Below are 13,059 nucleotides of genomic sequence, written 5' to 3'. Positions count from 1 at the left end.
ACCTTTAACTTAATTTAGAGCTTGCATCAAGTATAGAGCTAAAGATATTGCTTTGTCTTCTTAAAACTCCATCAAGAGCTGTTATCATAACTGTATTTTTACTCATTTCTGTAGTTTCTACATCTAGATCAACAGTATTTGCATCATTTCTTGCTAAATGACCATCTCTTAAGTAAATAGTAGATTTATTAGGATCAGGGAATTTCCAAGGTTTTTGATGCCCTTCTTCAGTTACAGCTAATTGCAATTCTTTATTGTCATTTTTTTTGAAAATTTCATTTGCACGATTTACCAAAGCTGTTTCAAATTCAATATCTCTTGCTTTATAAAAAGGAGTATCAACATTTGCAAGATTGGCATTGATGAGTTGATTTCTTAGATTTCTACCCGCTAAAGCACCAGTGACTAGTTCTTTTGATTTAAATGGGTTAATCATTTTTTATCCTTTTTATAATTTTTAATATTAACAAGCAAATACCGTTCCAATTTAACTATTTTGTATAAAAATATCAAAATTATTTTCCTTTTTGTAAATTTATGGCTTTATTGTGATCATCTATATTTGTGCTAAAAATATGAACCCCAGTATTTTTATCACGCACAAAATATAAATAATCTGTCTTTAAAGGAAAAATAGCTGCACGAATAGCAGCTAAAGAAACATTGCAAACCGCTTCTTTGGGCAATCCTGTAAATTTATAGGTATTATAAGAGCTATTATCTTGTCTTATTCTTTGTGGGGTAACTTTTACATGGGAGTAAATTCCATAATTTAAAGTTCCATCCATTTGAAGCTTCATACCTTTTTTAAGTCGATTGTAAATTACACTTGCAACTATAGGCATTTCATTTTCATTAGCAGCTTCTTTTTGTATTACAGAAGCGATGATGATATATTGGTGCCATTTTTTTGGATTATAATCACCGAAAATTTTCTCAGAAGTTTTTTTATTGGAAATTTCAGCATAGTTTAAAAGCATTTGAATGAGTAGATTTTCTGTAATGCCTTTTGGGATTTTATAAGTTTCTGGTAAAAAAACTCCTTCATCATAAGGAGCTTGAGCTTGAAATTCTTTTAAAAGTATATCTTTATCAAGTCCAAGTTGTTTGGCTGCTTGTTCTAAAAAGATTACGCTTGTTTCTCCTGGGATAAGAGTAATGGTTTGAAGTGCTGCTTTAGCAATAGTAAGTTTATGTAGAAATTCAGCCCTATTTAAATCTTTAGTACCTATGTTGATCCAGCCTGATTGGGGGTGTCCTAAAAAAAATAAAATATATTTATCAATACTACTCATCTGATATTTATTTTGCTTTAAATATGTTATAATTTGAGAAATTGAACCTTGGGGAATAAATACCACAGAATTGCTTTTTAAAGGCTGAGTTAGATAATAAAAAATCCCCAAAAACAATATCAAAAAGAAGTTGCGTATGAAAAAGAAAATTTTATATATTGTTGTATTTTTTGTTGTGTTTATATTAGCTTTGTTTATAGTGCTTAAAAATGGGATTGTCATCTCTAGTATCCAATTTGATTTTTTAAAATTAGAACAATTATATATTAAATTAGATAAAAAATTAATTGTACGAGCAAAAAATATCACTATAAATGAGACTCAAAATTCCGAAATTTCATCACAAACTCACTCTTCTGATAATGCTTCAACAGAGATTTTAAAAATAACAAAAAATTTAAAATATCTATATACTTTTGTTGAAGAGATTGATATACAAAATTTAAATATAGAAGATAATCATGTGCGTATTTTATTTAAAGATAATGAATTTTTTATAGATAATGATTTATTATTTTTAAAATTAACATTACAGCGTCAAAATAAAGAACTTATAGCTGATATTAAAAAACTTTTATTAAAAGATTATGATTTAAATATTGATGGAAATTTAAGTATCAATACTAAGAGCGAGTTTTATTATTTTCAAGGTAGAGCAAGCGGAGAATTGCTTGACTTTAACGCAAGTATCTCTTACAAAGATAAAAATTTAGCTTATAAAATAGAAGATTTAAACATTAGAAATATTACGGAAATTTTTAAAAGAGTTAATAAAAGAATAGAACTTCCGCAGAGTTTAAATCTCTGGGTGGCATATAAGGCTAAGGGAGAATTTTATCATTTGGATTATTTGCAGGGCTTTATAGATTTTGCTAAAAATAATTATTATTTAGATAATATTAACGCATCAGGTTATGTTAATAATGTCAAAGTTCGTTTGGATGATAAAATGAATGCTATTGAAATTCCAAAACTCGATTTAAATTTAAACAAACAAAAACTTGATTTTGTTTTTAATAAAGCTTTCTATAATGGTGCTGATTTAAGTTCTAGCAAGGTTTATCTATATGATTTGTTCGATGAAAAAAAAGCTGGGATTTATTTGCGTATTAAGTCTGGTAATCTAAAATTTGATGAAAAACTTGCTAAAGCTTTAGAGGATTATCATTTTTCATTACCTTTTTATCAAAAAAGCGGAAAAATTAAAAGTGATTTGGAGCTTAAAATTGATTTTCATGATAAGGGTGAAATTTCTTATAGTGGTATTTTAGCTTTAGAGAATGCTAGTATTTCTTTGGCTGATTTTAATATTACAAAAGCATTTGTAATATTAAATCAAAATGATTTAAATATAGAAAATGCTAGTGTTAAAAATAGCTTTTTAGAGGCTGATTTTAATGCTAAATTTGACTTACAAAAACAGCAAGGAAATTTCAATACTCAGATTTCAAGGCTTTATTTTGATAATGGAGAGCTTTTAGATTTAAAAAATCAAAATGTAGAAGTAAAATTAGATTATTCGCAAAATGTTAACATTAGTATTCCTCAGTGGAATTTGATTTTAAATTTTAAAGATGGATTTGAGGCTAATCTTAATAATCCTAAGATTTTATTTTCATTTTCTCCATTACTTAAAAAGTTTGGGTTTATCGATGCTAAAAATGTTTATTATAAAACTTTAAATTTTAAAGATTTTAATGCAAGCGTTAATGATGCTTATTTTAAAAATAATTTACTTATCAACGGTCAAACTCCTTATGAAAATGATAGCTTTGATATTGTAAAAAATAAGGGCATTATCGAAATTCATACTCAAAGTGATACAGCAAGTGCTAAAATAAGTTCTGATAATAAAGAAATTCATTTAAAAAATTTAAGTTATATTTATAGAGAAGATTCTTCAAATTCAACATTTGATATTTCTACTAATACCCAAAATATTAGTTTTGGTGGAGCAAATGTAGCTTTAATTTTGCCAGATTCTAATAAAACTTTGGCTTTTGATAGGGTAGAGGCTGATTTAAAAGGCAATGCTTTGGATCTTAAAGGTTCTAGAGGAAATGCAAAATTTGATCTTTATTATTCTTCTAATGATTTAAATTTAAACATTAGCAATATTGATGATAATTATTTAAATGAATTTTTGCAAAAACAAGCTGTTCAAGATGGAGTATTTAACTTAAGTATAAAAGGAAGTGGATTGGAGTATTTTGATGGACAGATCGATTTTAAAAATACTTATGTGAAGGATTTAAAAGGTATAAATCAGCTTATTTCCTTTATCGATACTGTACCAAGTTTATTAATGTTTAAATCTCCAACTTTTAATCAAAAAGGTTTAAGCTTACATGATGGAAAGATTATTTTTAATAGAAAAAAAGATCTTTTGAGTGTTTCGGCTATTAATTTAAATGGCGATAGTGTAGATATATATGGTTTAGGATCAGCAAATTTAAGATTAAATACAGTGGATTTTAGCTTAGAGCTTAAAACTTTAAAATCAGCTTCAGAAGCTATATCCAAGGTTCCAATTTTAAATTATGTAATTTTAGGTAAAAATCAAGAAATTAGCACAAACTTAAAAATAGATGGAAGTATAGATGACCCTAAATTTCATACCGAAATTTTAACAGACACTCTAAAAACTCCTTTTAATCTTATTAAAAATATCATACAACTTCCTGCTAATTTACTTAATTAAAAATATTTAAAGTTTGTTTGAAAACTAAAACAAACTTTAAACTTACTCTTGCATTTTTTTTTATTTGTAATATACTTAAAAATGAAAATAAAAATAAGTATTTTAAAGGACTAAAAATGCAAATTACTTATACCTTAACAGATGAGTCGCCAGCTCTTGCGACTTATTCGTTTTTACCTATAGTGAAAGCTTTTTTAAGTAGGGCGCATATAGGAGTAAAAACCTCAGATATTTCTTTATCTGGAAGGATTTTAGCTACCTTTAGCGAGTATTTAAAAGAGGAACAAAGATGTGAAGATGCTTTGGAGCTTTTAGGCGAGCTTGTAAAAAGATCAGATGCAAATCTTATTAAAACTCCAAATATTTCAGCTTCTATTCCTCAGCTTAAGGCAGTGATTAAAGAATTGCAAGATAAGGGTTACATGTTACCAAATTACCCAGATGAGCCAAAAAATGATGAAGAATTGCAAATTAAAACAAAATATCAAAAAGTTTTAGGTTCAGCGGTTAATCCTGTGTTAAGACAAGGAAATTCAGATCGTCGTTCAACAAAAGCGGTAAAAGACTATGCAAAAAACAATCCTTATCGTGTGGTTGAGTTTAATCCAAACTCAAAAACTCGTGTTTCTTACATGAAAGAGGGGGATTTTTTCTCTAATGAAAAAGCGGTTTTAATCGATCAAGATTGTGTGGCTAATATAGAATTTACAAGTATTGATGGTAAAAGTGAAATTTTAAAAGAGGGTTTAAAGCTTGAAAAAAATGAAATTTTAGATGCTACTTTTATGGATGTGCAAAAACTTCAGGAATTTTATGCAAAAGAAATTAAAGCAAGCAAAGATGATGATGTGCTTTTTTCTTTGCATTTAAAAGCTACAATGATGAAAGTAAGCGATCCTATACTTTTTGGTTATGCGGTAAAAGTATTTTTTAAAGAATTATTTATCGAATTTCAAGATGAATTTGAAAAATTAGGTATTAATCCAAATAATGGTTTAAGTGAGCTTTTAAGTAAGATCGAAAATTCAAGCAAAAAAGATGCAATTTTAAAAAAATACAATGAAATTTTAGCTAAATCTGCTGATATTTCTATGGTAAATTCAGATAAAGGCATTACAAATCTTCATGTTCCAAGCGATGTTATCGTTGATGCTTCTATGCCTGCAATGCTTAAAAATGGCGCAAGATTGTGGGATAAGGAAGGTGAGGAAAGAGATACAAATGCCGTAATTCCTGATCAAACTTACGCAACTATTTATGAGGCGGTTATTGAAGATTTACATAAAAATGGCACTTTAAATCCTTCAAAACTTGGCAGTGTATCTAATGTAGGCTTAATGGCTAAAAAAGCTCAAGAATACGGTTCTCATGATAAAACTTTTGTGGCTAAGGAAGAGGGGACTTTTAAAATAGTTTCTAACAGTAAAGTTTTATTAGAACATAAGGTTAGAAAGGGCGATATTTATAGAGCTAATCAGGCTAAATTTGATGCGGTGTTAAATTGGATTGATTTAGGTATAGAAAGATCAGAACTTAGTGGAGCCGAGGCCATTTTTTGGTTAGATAGCAAAAGATCTAGTAATAAAATCATGATAACTTTGGTACAAAATCGTTTAAAAGAAAAGGGTAAAAATATAGCTATTTTAGCTCCAAAAGAAGCTTGTTTAAGAAGTTTAGAGTTAATCCGAGAAGGTAAAGATGTTATTTCTATCACGGGTAATGTTTTAAGGGATTATTTAACTGATCTTTTTCCTATTCTAGAGCTTGGAACAAGTGCAAAAATGCTTTCTGTTGTGCCTATGTTAAATGGTGGAGCTATGTTTGAAACAGGAGCAGGGGGTTCAGCACCTAAACAAGTAGAACAATTAGTCGAAGAAAATCATCTGCGTTGGGATAGTTTGGGTGAATTTTTGGCCTTGCAAGCAAGTTTGGAATTTTATGCAAATAAATGTAGCAATCATAAAGCTAAGGTTTTGGCGGAATGTCTCGATGAGGCTATAGGCGAATGGCTTGAAAATAATAAAGCTCCATCAAGAAAAGTTAAAGAAGATGATAATAGAACAAGTCATTTTTATTTAGCAATGTATTTTGCAAATTATTTAGCAAGACAAGCAAGTGATATGGAGCTTCAAAGCTTTTTTAAAGATATTGCCCTAGAGCTTTCTTCTAATGAAGAAAAAATCAGAGCTGAATTTAACGATGCACAAGGTGTGAAAGTGGATTTGGGTGGGTATTATAAATTTGATGATGAAAAAGCAAATAAAATTATGCGCCCAAGTGCAACTTTTAACGCTATTTTAGAAAAAATAGGACAAAGATGAAAATCACTATTATAGGGGCTGGCAATGTAGGCTCAAGCGTAGCTTATGCTTTGATTTTAAGAGAGATAGCAAATGAAATTGTTTTAGTAGATATCAATGAGGATTTACTTTATGCAAAAGAACTAGAGCTTACTCAAAGCATAGCTGCTTTAAATTTAAATATAGATTTACTTTGCACTAAAGATTATACTTATACTAAAAATTCAGATATAGTGCTTTTTAGTGCAGGTTTTGTTAGAAAAGATGGGCAAAGTAGAGAAGAATTGCTTCAGTTAAATACAAGTATTATGCTTGATTGCGCTAAAAAAATTAAAGATTTTACAGAAGATCCACTTTTTATTATTTTAACCAATCCTGTGGATTTTCTACTTAATACTCTTTATGAAAGCGGAATTTTTTCATCAAAGAAAATTATAGCCATGGCAGGAGTTTTAGACAATGCAAGATTTAAGTATGAGCTTGCCAAAAAACTTAATGTCAAAATGTCAAGCGTGGATACAAGACTTATTGGTTTTCATAATGATGATATGGTTTTGGTAAAATCTTACGCAAGTGTTAAAAATAAAAATATAAGCGAATTTTTAAATGAAGAAGAATTTGATGATTTGGAAAATGAAGTTAAAACAGGTGGAGCTAAAGTAATCAAACATCTTAAAACTTCAGCTTATTTAGCTCCCGCTAGTGCTTGTATAAGAATGCTTGAGTCTATAAGAAGTGGAGAGTTTTTACCTATGAGTGTGATTTTACATGGAGAATTTGGAGTGCAAAACAAAGCCTTAGGAGTGATGGCAAGATTAGGACTTGAAGGTGTGATTGAAATCATGAGATTAGATCTTAGTTTGCAAGAAAAAGACAAATTAGAAAAATCTTTAATCAAATATCAATATAAAGGAGAATAAATGAACATACATGAGTATCAAGCAAAAGCAATTTTTGCAGATAATGGTATCCCTACCTTAAAGGGAAAAGTTGCATTTAGCGTAGATGAAGCTGTGGCTAATGCTAAAGAATTAGGTGGTAGTGTTTGGGCAGTTAAAGCTCAAATTCATGCAGGAGGTCGTGGTCTTGGTGGTGGTGTAAAAATCGCTAAAAATTTAGATGAGGTAAAAGATTACGCAAGTAAAATTTTAGGAATGAATTTGGTAACTCATCAAACAGGAACTGAAGGTAAGCTCGTGCAAAAACTTTATATAGAAAGTGGTGCTAATATAGTAAAAGAGTATTATTTGGCTATTTTATTTAATAGAATGGCAGAGCAAATTACCATTATCGCTTCAAGTGAAGGAGGGATGGATATAGAAAAAGTAGCCAAAGAAAGCCCTGAAAAAATTGCAAAAGTAGGCATTGATCCACAAATTGGATTTAAAATGTTTCATGGACTTGAAGTAGCGAGATTTTTAGGACTTGATAAAGATGAAGGCAAAAAACTCATTTCCATGATAGCTAAACTTTATAAGCTTTACATGGATAAAGATATGAATATGCTTGAAATCAATCCTTTAATTAAAACTGCAGAAGGGGATTTTTATGCCCTTGATGCAAAATGCAGTTTTGATGATAGTGCACTTTATCGTCATCCTGAAATTGCTGAACTTAGAGATATTACCGAAGAAAATCCTGCTGAAAGAGAAGCGGCTGAATTTGGTTTAAGCTATGTGAAATTAGATGGAGATGTAGCTTGCATGGTAAATGGCGCGGGTTTAGCAATGGCAACTATGGATATTATTAATTATAGCGGTGCAAAACCTGCAAATTTCTTAGATGTAGGTGGGGGAGCTTCTCCTGAAACTGTTGCAAAGGCTTTTGAAATCATTTTAAGAGATAAGAATGTAAAAGTTATATTTATCAATATCTTTGGCGGTATTGTTCGTTGTGATAGGATAGCAAATGGAATTTTAGAAGCTACTAAGAATGTTGAGGTAAATATTCCAATTGTAGTGCGTCTTGATGGTACTAACGCAGCAGAAGCAAAGACAATTTTAGATAATTCAAATCTTAAAAATATCAAAGCAGCAACCAATCTTAAAAACGGTGCAGAGCTTGTAAAAAGTTTAGTAGGATAAGGATGGAAAATGAGTATATTGGTTAATAAAAATACAAAAGTAATAGTTCAAGGTTTTACAGGTAAAGAAGCAACTTTTCACGCTGAGCAATGCATGGCTTATGGTACAAATATAGTTGGAGGTGTTACTCCTCATAAAGGTGGACAAACTCATTTAGGTAAACCAGTTTTTGATACTGTTGCAGATGCGGTTAAAGCAACAAAGGCTGATGTGAGCTTGATTTTTGTGCCTGCTTTTGCTGTGGGTGATAGCGTGGTTGAAGCAGCTGATGCTGGTATTAAGCTTGCAGTTGTAATCACAGAGCATACGCCTGTAAAGGATATGATGTTTGCTAAGCAATATGCTAATAAAAAGGGTATGAAGATCATTGGGCCAAATTGTCCAGGTATTATCACTTCTGAAGAATGTAAGTTAGGTATTATGCCAGGTTTTATTTTTAAAAAAGGTTGCGTGGGGCTTATTTCAAAAAGTGGAACTTTAACTTATGAAGCTGCTAATCAGGTAGTTCAAGGTGGTTATGGAATTTCTACTGCAGTAGGAATTGGCGGTGATCCTATTATAGGTCTTGCTTATAAAGAACTTTTAAGTGAATTCCAAAAAGATGATGAAACTAGGGCTATTGTAATGATAGGTGAAATTGGCGGTAGTTTGGAAGTGGAAGCAGCTAAATTTATTAAAGAAAATATTAGCAAACCTGTGGTAGCATTCATTGCAGGTGCAACTGCTCCAAAAGGTAAAAGAATGGGGCATGCAGGTGCCATAGTAGGAAGTGCTGATGAAAGCGCTGCAGCTAAAAAAGAAGCTTTAAAAAGCTATGGAATTCATGTGGTGGATTCTCCGGCTTTAATTGGTGAAGAAATTCAAAAAATATTAGGTTAATAAAGGAAAAAACATGAGTATGACAGCTCCAAAAGATACACCTGTTTGGGTAGATGAGTATAGATGTAAAGCATGCAATATTTGTGTTAGCTATTGCCCCGCTGGGGTTTTAGCTATGCGCGATGATGTGCATGCAGTTTTAGGACAAATGATAGAGGTAGTACACCCTGAATCCTGTATAGGCTGTACCGAGTGTGAGACACATTGCCCTGATTTTGCTATTATGGTGGCAAAAAGAGATGAATTTAAATTTGCCAAACTTACTGCTGAGTCTAAAGATAGAGCTGTAGCCGTAAAAAATAACAAATACAAAAAATTAGCATAGGAAAAATAATGAGAGAAGTTATAGCAACAGGTAATGTTTTAATCGCCAAAGCTGCGATTGATTGTGGATGTAAATTTTTTGGAGGCTATCCTATTACCCCTAGTAGTGAGATAGCTCATGAATTAAGCCATATGCTTCCTGCAAATGATGGAACTTTTATACAAATGGAAGATGAAATTTCAGGTATTAGTGTGGCTATTGGTGCGGCAATGAGTGGAGTAAAATCCATGACTGCAAGCAGTGGTCCTGGAATTTCTTTAAAAGCAGAGCAAATAGGACTTGCATTTATTGCCGAAATTCCACTTGTGATTGTAAATGTTATGAGAGGTGGTCCTTCAACAGGTCTTCCAACCCGTGTAGCACAAGGAGATTTGTTTCAGGCTAAAGCACCAACTCATGGGGATTTTGCAAGTATTGCTATTGCTCCTGCAAGTCTTGAAGAAGCTTATACAGAAACCATTAGAGCGTTTAATTTAGCTGAAAAATATATGACTCCAGTATTTTTACTTATGGATGAAACTGTAGGGCACATGAATGGTAAAGCGGTTTTACCTGATTTAAAAGATATTAAAGTGTATAACCGTAAAAAATTTGAAGGAGATAAAAAGGATTACAAACCTTATGCAGCAGGAGAAAATGAGCCTGCAACTTTAAATCCTTTCTTTACAGGTTATCGTTATCATGTTACAGGACTTCATCATGGAGATATAGGTTTTCCAACTGAAGATGGAGTTATAGTGAAAAAAAATATGGAAAGACTCATAGGTAAAATAAAAAACAATCAAGAAGATATTTGTGCTTATGAAGAGTATATGCTTAATGATGCTGAATTTTTAATCATTGCTTATGGAAGCGTAAGTCGTTCAGCAAAAGAAGCTATACAAAGATTAAGAGAACAAGGGATTAAAGTGGGACTTTTCCGTCCAATTACTCTTTATCCAGTGGCTGAGAAAAAAATTGCTGAAGTTGTAAGCAAATTTAAAAAAGTAATGGTAAGCGAGCTTAATATGGGACAATATCTTGAAGAGATTGAAAGAGTAACTTCGCGTCGCGATTTTATTAGCTTACACCGTGCAAATGGTCGTCCTATCACTCCAAGTGAAATTATTGCTAAGGTAAAGGAGAATATATAAATGGCTTTTAATTATGATGAATATCTAAGAGTAGATAAAATGCCTACTCAGTGGTGCTGGGGATGTGGCGATGGTGTTGTTTTAAAATGTATTATCCGTGCGATAGAAAAACTTGGTTGGAATATGGATGATGTTTGTCTTGTTTCGGGTATAGGTTGTAGTGGTAGAATGAGTTCTTATGTAAATTGCAATACAGTTCATACTACTCACGGTAGAGCAATAGCTTATGCAACAGGTATTAAATTAGCCAATCCTAGCAAACATGTTATTGTAGTAAGCGGAGATGGCGATACTTTGGCAATTGGTGGAAATCATACCATACATGGTTGTCGTAGAAATATTGATTTAACCCACATTGTGATCAATAACTTTATCTATGGACTTACGAATTCTCAAACAAGTCCAACTACTCCAAAAGGTTTTTATACAGTAACAGCTCAATTTGGAAATATTGACCCTAATTTTGATGCGTGTGAATTAACTAAAGCTGCAGGAGCTTCTTTTGTGGCAAGGGGCAATGTGATTGAAGCTAATAAGCTTGAAAATTTAATTTACAAAGCTTTAGCACATAAAGGTTATAGTTTTGTAGATGTTTTTTCAAATTGTCATATCAATCTAGGCAGAAAAAACAAAATGGGTGAAGCTGTGGCTATGCTTGATTGGATTAAAAACCGTGTTGTAGATAAAGCTAAATTTGAAAGCATGGATTTTGAAGAAAGAAAAGATAAATTTCCAACAGGAATTTTACATGAGGATAATTCTCAGCCAGAATATTGCCATGCTTATGAAGAAGTGCGTCGTGCTGCTAAGGAAAAAAGAATGGTGGATTTAGGAGCTTTAAAATGAAATATCAATTAAGATTTGGCGGTGAAGGTGGACAAGGTGTTATCACCGCAGGAGAAATTTTGGCAGAAGCAGCTATTAAAGAAGGTCGCCAAGCTTTTAAGGCTTCTACTTACACTTCGCAAGTGCGTGGCGGTCCTACTAAGGTAGATATTATCATTGATGATAAAGAAATTTTATTTCCTTATGCTGTAGAAGGAGAGATAGATTTTATGCTTTCAACCGCAGATAAGGGTTATAAAGGTTTTCGTGGGGGTGTAAAAGAAGGAGGCATTATAGTTGTAGAGCCAAATTTAGTACATCCTGAAAGTGAAGATTATAAAAAATGGCAAATTTTTGAAATTCCTATTATTACCATAGCTAAAGATGAGGTAGGAAATGTGGCTACTCAATCAGTTGTAGCACTTGCAATTGCTGCTTATATGAGCAAATGTATAGATTTAGATGTTTTAAAAGAAACTATGCTTCATATGGTTCCTGCAAAAACTCGTGACGCAAATGCTAAAGCTTTTGATCTGGGTGTAAAATACGCTACTCAAGCAAAACCACATTCATGATAAATTCCGCACTATGCGGAATTTAACTTCTAAAATTTTATATATTGCAAATAAAATTTAAATTTTAATTATTTTAATTTAGCTACTTTTAACGATTAAAATTTTATAATCAAAAACTTATATTTTCAAGGAAAATTAATGGATTTTTTTGATGAAATGTTTAATAAAACTCCAAAAGAAAAATTTATAGAAATTATACAAAATGGAAATTTAGGAGCCTTAGAAAAAGTTTTTGAGGAATTTTTTGCTGATCATATTGCCATGATAGAACTTTTAGAAAAACAAGGTTTAACAGAAATGGATGTAAAAAATTTCATATTAGAAAATGGTGATTTCATAGAAGAAAGACAAAATGATATTTATATAGAATTAGGCGCAAAAATTTTAGGACACGAAGGCTAAAATTGTTTAAAATAAGCCCCTATCTAATTTGTATTTTTTTTATTTTTGGTAATGTTTTAGCATCTGAACCAACTTTTGATTATACTTATAAATTTATACTTAAAAAAGATGAGAGAGCTAGTGTGCAGATTAAAGAAATAGGCTATGAAGATAAGGTGCAAAATTTTGATTTTTATTGGACTTTGTTTGATAATACTAATATCATCGTACATTCGAAATTTCGCAAATATCCGCGTCAATTTGTGATGAGTTTAAGAAGAAATTTAGATTGGGTAACTCAAACTTTAATACCTGATTATACCAATCCACATATTGATAGAGCAAGACTGATTTTAGAATTTAGTGGTTATAATAAAGGTTTGGCAACTTTTACAGTTTATATAGAAGACAAGGAATCTCGTTTAATGGTAGAATTTTTAGATCCGAGAAAAAAAGCTTTACAAAATCCACCGCAAAACAATCAGGTTGTTCCTATGATTAATTTTAACGAACCTCAGGTAAAACCATTAACAAACAAAGAAAATAATAATAGCAATTAAC

At 31.2% G+C, this 13,059-nt stretch carries 13 protein-coding genes; 11 read left to right on the top strand and 2 right to left on the bottom strand.

Annotated elements, in window-relative coordinates:
• Window positions 1-4 precede the first annotated feature (4 nt).
• Window positions 5-436 (bottom strand): flagellar basal body rod protein FlgB, encoded by a 432-nt coding sequence (flgB, locus tag ELQ07_RS07240; protein ID WP_070316889.1) that lies wholly within the window; start codon window positions 434-436, stop codon window positions 5-7.
• Window positions 437-515: 79 nt separating this feature from the next.
• On the bottom strand, window positions 516-1,517 hold the full coding sequence (gene mltG, locus ELQ07_RS07235) for an endolytic transglycosylase MltG (protein ID WP_052785373.1): 1,002 nt from the start codon (window positions 1,515-1,517) through the stop codon (window positions 516-518).
• Between mltG and ELQ07_RS07230 the strand changes: the two genes are divergently transcribed.
• The 11 genes from ELQ07_RS07230 to ELQ07_RS07180 all read left to right on the top strand — a co-directional run bounded on the left by ELQ07_RS07230 (window position 1,432) and on the right by ELQ07_RS07180 (window position 13,058).
• A complete protein-coding gene (locus tag ELQ07_RS07230) occupies window positions 1,432-3,996 on the top strand; it encodes a DUF3971 domain-containing protein (RefSeq protein WP_134224940.1) in 2,565 nt (854 codons plus the stop codon). The genes mltG and ELQ07_RS07230 overlap by 86 nt on opposite strands.
• Before the next feature lie 116 nt (window positions 3,997-4,112).
• The gene (locus tag ELQ07_RS07225) at window positions 4,113-6,317 is read left to right on the top strand and encodes an NADP-dependent isocitrate dehydrogenase (RefSeq protein ID WP_134224939.1); all 2,205 of its coding nucleotides are present in this window, start codon (window positions 4,113-4,115) and stop codon (window positions 6,315-6,317) included.
• Window positions 6,314-7,216: a malate dehydrogenase gene (locus tag ELQ07_RS07220; RefSeq protein ID WP_052785375.1), complete on the top strand. Its 903-nt coding sequence runs from the start codon at window positions 6,314-6,316 to the stop codon at window positions 7,214-7,216. The genes ELQ07_RS07225 and ELQ07_RS07220 overlap by 4 nt, the downstream gene beginning before the upstream one ends.
• On the top strand, window positions 7,217-8,380 hold the full coding sequence (sucC, locus tag ELQ07_RS07215) for an ADP-forming succinate--CoA ligase subunit beta (protein ID WP_052782882.1): 1,164 nt from the start codon (window positions 7,217-7,219) through the stop codon (window positions 8,378-8,380).
• Between the two features lie 9 nt (window positions 8,381-8,389).
• Window positions 8,390-9,259 (top strand): succinate--CoA ligase subunit alpha, encoded by an 870-nt coding sequence (gene sucD, locus ELQ07_RS07210; protein WP_052782881.1) that lies wholly within the window; start codon window positions 8,390-8,392, stop codon window positions 9,257-9,259.
• Between the two features lie 13 nt (window positions 9,260-9,272).
• Window positions 9,273-9,584 (top strand): 4Fe-4S binding protein, encoded by a 312-nt coding sequence (locus ELQ07_RS07205; protein WP_052782880.1) that lies wholly within the window; start codon window positions 9,273-9,275, stop codon window positions 9,582-9,584.
• An 8-nt stretch (window positions 9,585-9,592) separates the two neighbouring features.
• Window positions 9,593-10,717 carry a 2-oxoglutarate synthase subunit alpha gene (locus ELQ07_RS07200; protein ID WP_002921590.1) on the top strand — a complete coding sequence of 375 codons (1,125 nt, stop codon included), beginning with the start codon at window positions 9,593-9,595 and terminating at the stop codon, window positions 10,715-10,717.
• On the top strand, window positions 10,718-11,563 hold the full coding sequence (locus ELQ07_RS07195; protein WP_002854895.1) for a 2-oxoglutarate ferredoxin oxidoreductase subunit beta: 846 nt from the start codon (window positions 10,718-10,720) through the stop codon (window positions 11,561-11,563). It abuts the gene before it with no gap.
• The gene (locus ELQ07_RS07190; protein WP_002870949.1) at window positions 11,560-12,117 is read left to right on the top strand and encodes a 2-oxoacid:acceptor oxidoreductase family protein; all 558 of its coding nucleotides are present in this window, start codon (window positions 11,560-11,562) and stop codon (window positions 12,115-12,117) included. Before ELQ07_RS07195 ends, ELQ07_RS07190 begins: the two co-directional genes overlap by 4 nt.
• 138 nt (window positions 12,118-12,255) lie before the next feature.
• Entirely contained in the window at window positions 12,256-12,519 is a 264-nt protein-coding gene (locus ELQ07_RS07185) for a DUF2018 family protein (protein ID WP_052782879.1), read from the top strand.
• A gap of 2 nt (window positions 12,520-12,521) precedes the next feature.
• On the top strand, window positions 12,522-13,058 hold the full coding sequence (locus ELQ07_RS07180; RefSeq protein ID WP_070316887.1) for an exporting protein: 537 nt from the start codon (window positions 12,522-12,524) through the stop codon (window positions 13,056-13,058).
• The last annotated feature ends 1 nt before the right edge of the window (window position 13,059 follow it).

This window comes from Campylobacter sp. US55 (assembly GCF_004378955.1).
GTDB classification, from domain to species: Bacteria; Campylobacterota; Campylobacteria; order Campylobacterales; family Campylobacteraceae; genus Campylobacter_D; species Campylobacter_D jejuni.
The sequence above is the reverse complement of the archived record's forward strand: the minus strand, read 5'-3'. Positions and strand labels throughout refer to the sequence as shown.

What these genes read in the sequence shown, in the direction of transcription:
- ELQ07_RS07195 (WP_002854895.1), top strand. Translation starts at nt 10,718, where the DNA reads ATGGCTTTTAATTATGATGAATATCTAAGAGTAGATAAAATGCCTACT.
- ELQ07_RS07185 (WP_052782879.1), top strand. Translation starts at nt 12,256, where the DNA reads ATGGATTTTTTTGATGAAATGTTTAATAAAACTCCAAAAGAAAAATTT.
- sucD (WP_052782881.1), top strand. Translation starts at nt 8,390, where the DNA reads ATGAGTATATTGGTTAATAAAAATACAAAAGTAATAGTTCAAGGTTTT.
- flgB (WP_070316889.1), bottom strand. Translation starts at nt 436, where the DNA reads ATGATTAACCCATTTAAATCAAAAGAACTAGTCACTGGTGCTTTAGCG.
- ELQ07_RS07225 (WP_134224939.1), top strand. Translation starts at nt 4,113, where the DNA reads ATGCAAATTACTTATACCTTAACAGATGAGTCGCCAGCTCTTGCGACT.
- ELQ07_RS07200 (WP_002921590.1), top strand. Translation starts at nt 9,593, where the DNA reads ATGAGAGAAGTTATAGCAACAGGTAATGTTTTAATCGCCAAAGCTGCG.
- sucC (WP_052782882.1), top strand. Translation starts at nt 7,217, where the DNA reads ATGAACATACATGAGTATCAAGCAAAAGCAATTTTTGCAGATAATGGT.
- ELQ07_RS07190 (WP_002870949.1), top strand. Translation starts at nt 11,560, where the DNA reads ATGAAATATCAATTAAGATTTGGCGGTGAAGGTGGACAAGGTGTTATC.
- mltG (WP_052785373.1), bottom strand. Translation starts at nt 1,517, where the DNA reads ATGACAATCCCATTTTTAAGCACTATAAACAAAGCTAATATAAACACA.
- ELQ07_RS07220 (WP_052785375.1), top strand. Translation starts at nt 6,314, where the DNA reads ATGAAAATCACTATTATAGGGGCTGGCAATGTAGGCTCAAGCGTAGCT.
- ELQ07_RS07205 (WP_052782880.1), top strand. Translation starts at nt 9,273, where the DNA reads ATGAGTATGACAGCTCCAAAAGATACACCTGTTTGGGTAGATGAGTAT.
- ELQ07_RS07230 (WP_134224940.1), top strand. Translation starts at nt 1,432, where the DNA reads ATGAAAAAGAAAATTTTATATATTGTTGTATTTTTTGTTGTGTTTATA.